The sequence below is a fragment of the Candidatus Scalindua japonica genome, assembly GCF_002443295.1.
In the GTDB taxonomy this organism is placed as follows: domain Bacteria; phylum Planctomycetota; class Brocadiia; order Brocadiales; family Scalinduaceae; genus Scalindua; species Scalindua japonica.
The window spans coordinates 1-5,240 of record NZ_BAOS01000030.1 but is presented as its reverse complement, the minus strand read 5'-3'; the positions used below and the strand labels follow the sequence as shown (position 1 = coordinate 5,240).

3 protein-coding genes and 1 pseudogene are annotated in these 5,240 nt (G+C 37.4%); 1 reads left to right on the top strand and 3 read right to left on the bottom strand.

What is annotated here, in order from left to right; genetic code table 11:
• Positions 1-426: helix-turn-helix domain-containing protein (locus tag SCALIN_RS17545; protein ID WP_133112008.1), on the bottom strand; the 426-nt coding region annotated here is incomplete at its 3' end.
• Positions 427-690: 264 nt separating this feature from the next.
• Here SCALIN_RS17545 and SCALIN_RS17540 point away from each other — a divergent pair.
• The gene (locus tag SCALIN_RS17540) at positions 691-3,804 is read left to right on the top strand and encodes a DEAD/DEAH box helicase (protein WP_096895759.1); all 3,114 of its coding nucleotides are present in this window, start codon (positions 691-693) and stop codon (positions 3,802-3,804) included.
• Between the two features lie 649 nt (positions 3,805-4,453).
• Here SCALIN_RS17540 and SCALIN_RS24270 read toward each other — a convergent pair.
• Positions 4,454-4,672 (bottom strand): transposase domain-containing protein, encoded by a 219-nt coding sequence (locus SCALIN_RS24270; RefSeq protein WP_230406580.1) that lies wholly within the window; start codon positions 4,670-4,672, stop codon positions 4,454-4,456.
• Between the two features lie 24 nt (positions 4,673-4,696).
• Positions 4,697-5,175 (bottom strand): annotated as a pseudogene (locus SCALIN_RS17530) (IS66 family transposase); the annotation flags it as partial.
• Positions 5,176-5,240: the final 65 nt, after the last annotated feature.

The window sequence follows — 5,240 nt, the reverse complement described above, 5'->3', positions numbered from 1 at the left end:
AGGAGGTGTGAGCTTTGGTTTTTTGTATGCATAGCCAATCCTGTGAAGGAAATCTCTCATCCCGCTAATACTATATTTTACTTTGAAATGTTTCGATACATGAAATACTATGTCTTGAGTTCTTCCATAAGTATTATTATTCAGATGGTCATCTAATTGCACAATTTCTGACTTGGACAACTTACCGCCATATCCTTTGTGGCTATCTTTCAATAGAAGCTCAAGCTTTCCCTCTTTATAACGGCTTAGATAGTTCCTTATAGTATCATCGTCAAGCATAAGAACCTCTGCTACTTCACGGACCGACCATCCTGTGCCAAGTAGTATTATCGTCTTTATCCGGTCGGCTTCTCGTTTCTTCCTGGTTGTCCTATGTGTCACTTTTAGACTGGATATTTCGTCCTGTGTGAGCTTAAAATCTGTCATAAAAGTATTATGACAGATTCAAACATGTTTGTCTCGAGAATTCTCGAATTTCTTTTCGCTACGAGTATAAATACTATTATTTCTAAATACACTAAATGAGTACTCACTTATGCTGATTCTAAATTCATTTTTTATTGTGCTTGTGAATTATGCAAAAGTGTGTTTCTGTATGAAAGGTGTGCCATGGCACAAAGGGATGAAATTGACAACAATCCTTAGTTTCTTCATTGATTTTAAGATTAATAATTATTATAAGATCACTATATGTTACCTAAACATTACAAAACCAGCTTCTTTCTTAAAACAAGGTTATTCGACAACTTAACATGCTTTGCAGAGCTGGAAGATCGTATCTCCAAACTACCCACAACCGTTGATATAGGTGATGCATTTGAGGTTTTTGCTGAAGCCTATTTTTTTACTCAAAAGATTGAACAGGCAGAAGAGGTCTGGCCGTTTAAATCAATCCCTTCTGGTATTAAAGAAAACCTGTCTTTAGGTAATAATCAACAAGACAATGGCGTTGATGGAGTATATAAGACGACCTCAAATACATTCAATGCGTATCAAGCTAAATTCCGCAAAGGACGGCCATCACTGACATGGAGAGAAATATCAACATTTATGGGGCTTACTGATAACGTCCGTCAGCGTGTTTTATTTACTAACAGCAACGATATTACTTCAGTAATAAATGAACGCACAGGATTTCATTGTATACGTGGCAATGACCTTGACCGTTTAGAAAAGAGTGATTTTGAGACTATTCTAAAATGGCTACAAAGTGGTGAAGTAGAAGTAGAGAGAAAGACACCTCTGCCCCATCAAAAAGAAGCCATTGAAGACATACTCTCTACCTTAAAAGATGAAGACCGTGCTACTGCCCTTATGGCATGTGGCACAGGCAAGACACTTGTTGCTTTATGGGTATCAGAACAAATGGATTGCAAGAACACATTAGTTCTTCTTCCGTCACTAACACTAGTAAGGCAAACCCTTCATGAATGGCTTAAAGAGACAAAGTGGCAACATATTTCCTATTTATGCGTTTGTTCAGATCCTACTGTTGCAAGCAAAGAACTTGATAGTATAAAAATTAATCAATCTGATCTTGACTTTGCGGTTACTACTGAAAGCAGCACTGTAAAACAATTCCTTTCTCAAAATACTGAAGGAGTGAAAATTGTGTTCTCTACATATCAGTCGGCTCATATTGTAGCAGAAGGCATGGACAATATTCACAGGTTTGACCTTGGTATATTTGATGAAGCACATAAAACTGCAGGCAGAGAAGGAAAAAAGTTTGGATTTGCGTTAAAAGATGATAATTTATGCAGTAAGAAACGCCTGTTTCTTACTGCTACTCCCAGACATTATAATATAAACAAAAAGAATGAAGAAGGGAACTTCGACCTTGTTTACTCTATGGACAATTCTGATGTATACGGCAAAGTAGCACACGAATTATCCTTTGCCAAAGCAGCACATCAGGACATAATCTGCAATTATAAAGTAATCATATCAGTGGTTACATCAGAACAGGTCAGCAAGGAACTTCTAAAAAGGGGAGAAGTAATTATCAATGGTGATGTGGTAAATGCTCAACTGGTTGCACATCAAATTGCTTTCAGAGATGCTATAAATAAATACAATATTAAACGTGTTTTTACATTTCACAAATCAATAAATACAGCAAAATCATTTACAGGAAAAGGTTCAGAAGGAATTCGTAGGCATCTGCCAAAGTTTAACACGTTTCATGTAAATGGAACAATGTCTACCGCAGCACGTGAGGGAGTTATGAATGAATTTAAGAACTCAGATTGTTCAGTTATTTCTAATGCACGTTGTCTTACCGAGGGGGTTGATCTGCCTGCTGTTGACTTGGTAGCATTCATGTCACCAAAAAAAAGCAAGGTAGATATAGTACAAGCAACAGGACGGGCAATGCGAAAAGACCCACAAAACCCTGATAAAACATACGGGTATATACTAGTGCCTCTTTATCTGGAAATGGCAACAGAGGAAAGGATAGAAGATGCTGTAGATAAAACTGATTTTGGAGAAGTCTGGAATATATTACAGGCAATGCAGGAGCAGGATGAAGTTCTTGCTGACACCATAAGACTGATGCAGGAAAATAAGGGAAGGCACAGAAAACAAAAAAGTGATGACTTTGGTGATAAGATAGACTTTTTTGGTGTAGATATTTCACTTAAGACCATTAAAGAGTCAATTACTGCCGTATGTACAGACAAGCTGAGTAATACCTGGGATTTGAGATACGGTGAGTTAATACAATATAAAGAAATATTTGGAGATTGTAATGTCCCCAGCAATTGGAACGAAAATAAGCAACTAGCAATTTGGGTTGGAACACAGCGTTCTAATTACACATACAAACTATTAAGCAAAGATCATATCAAACGTTTAGAAGATATCGGTTTTGCTTGGCATGCCGATAACTCATTATTGAGAAAACATCACGAAAAAAAATGGGGCGAGATGTTTGAAGCTTTAACTACATACAAAAACATGTATGAAGATTGTAACGTTCCTAACGGTTGGCCAGACAAGAAACTTGTTGGTTGGGTGTCTAGACAACGTACAGAATACAGAACTGAAAATCTTAGTAATGAACGTATTGAAAGTTTAGAAAGTATCGGATTTGAGTGGGTCTCTCCTTTTAAAAAGGCAGAAGAAGAAAGGCAAAAAAAATTGTGGCATGAAAAGCTAAAAACCTTAATAACATACAAGAACATGTATGGAAATTGTAACGTTCCTAACAGTTGGCCAGATAAAAAGCTTGTTAATTGGGTTGCAACTCAACGAGCAAAGTACAGAACTGAAAGTCTTAGTAATGAACGTATCGAAAGTTTAGAAAGTATTGGATTTGAGTGGGTGTCTCCTTTAAAAGAGGCAAAAGAAGAAATACAAAAAAAATTGTGGCATGAAAAGTTAAAAACCTTAATAACATACAAGAATTTGTATGGAAACTGTAACGTTCCTAAAAGTTGGCCAGACAAGAAACTTGTTAATTGGGTTGCAGCTCAACGCACAAAATACAGAACTGAAAATCTTAGTAATGAACGTATTGAAAGTTTAGAAAGTATTGGATTTGAGTGGGTTCCACATAAAAAAAAGCAGGATAGTTATAATATAAGGAAGACGAGTGTAAGGAATATTAAAACGTGGGTTCAAATGCTCGATGAACTTAAAAAATACAAGGAAGATCATGGAAATTGTAATGTTTCTGCTAGTTGGCACCTTGGACAGTGGGCAAATACTCAACGAGCAAAATATAGAAAAGGAGAACTTAGTGGTGATCATATCAAACAGTTAGATGATATCGGTTTTGAGTGGGACATTCGCAAATGACAAAAGTATCTTCTGACTGGCGTCAACTATTTCTCCTGTCTAACGACAATTATTTTCCCCCTTATCCATTAAGTCCAATACACGTAACGTGCTCTGCCCATTAAATGATGATTTTATGTCTGTTTGAAATGATAATTCGGTAGATTGCAGAAAAAGCCTGTTTCTTTAAAAATTACAAATTAAGAATATAAGTTGAGACACAATTTTCGTAATTACACTCACTACAATGATTACCACATATTGGACATGTATTTGTAGAAATAAATTCACTTCTAATTAAGGTATTAGTACCACATTTTTTACATTCAAAATTTTCTCTTTGTCTATCTTTAGCACCCTTTGCAGGTATATGATTTTGATGTCCACACCCAAGGTTACATGTCCAAAAGTGAAAAGTTTCAAATAAACTTTCATCTTTTGCCGCATTGTAGAGTTTTTGATCGCTTGTTATCAAAAATATCTTTGTATCCGTTCCAATCAACTCATTTGCTATCATTCTAGACGAAAGAATATATAAGGCATCAACTCCATTGAAACTTTTGCCTTGCTGTACTATATATTTTCCTAATATTGAAATTGATTCCTTTAAATAATCCCCAGACTAATGATAGAATATTCAAATCTTCATCTTCAATCAGTAAGCACCCAGTTAATCACGTCTAGCGAGTTGCTCCAGTTCCTTGGAATCGACATTCCAAGGCAGTAAATCATTTACTGGTTTTCGATCTCGTAAATACATTGGCATCTCTTCGAAAACCTTTCGAAGATACCAGTAAGGCTCTAATCCATTAGCCCTTGCAGTTTCAACCAGCGAATACCAAGTTGCAGTTGCCCTTGCACCGGCCTCGCTTTGTGCAAACAACCACACCTTTCTACCCGTCGCAATAGGCCGGATATGACGTTCCGCATTGTTGTTGTCCAGTTGCAGGCGTCCGTCTTCCACGAAAACTGTTAGTTTTGACCATTGGTTGTTAATGTAGGTAAATGCATTCGACAGCAAACCTCCATAGCTAAACGCCTGCACCTGATTTCTATTAATCCAGGAACGGATCTTATCCAAGCAAGACTTAACTACCTCTTGTCTATATCTCTTTCGTTGATCCGGTGGTTTCTCTTTTTCTTGATTGTCAAGGTAGTAGAGTTCTCTGATCAACTCCATGCCTTGCCGGGCAATATTGGCAGCGCCTGGCGAACTGGCTTTTCTTGCAACATCAAACTTACGACGAACATGTGCCCAGCATCCCAACTGGATAACATTAGGACGCGAGGCTGATGCCCCATAACCAGCGTAACCATCGGTTTGCAAAAACCACTGAACCCTTCCAACAGTTTGCTGGCTACAGCTCCTGCACGGCTGGGACTGTAGTGCATAAGTACAATCGGGGTATCGTTACCGCCAGTAACACGACACCAGAATAAGGACTTCTGTTTAGCAG

Excerpts from the sequence above, each read along its gene's own strand:
- SCALIN_RS17540 (WP_096895759.1), top strand. The coding sequence starts at position 691 with ATGTTACCTAAACATTACAAAACCAGCTTCTTTCTTAAAACAAGGTTA.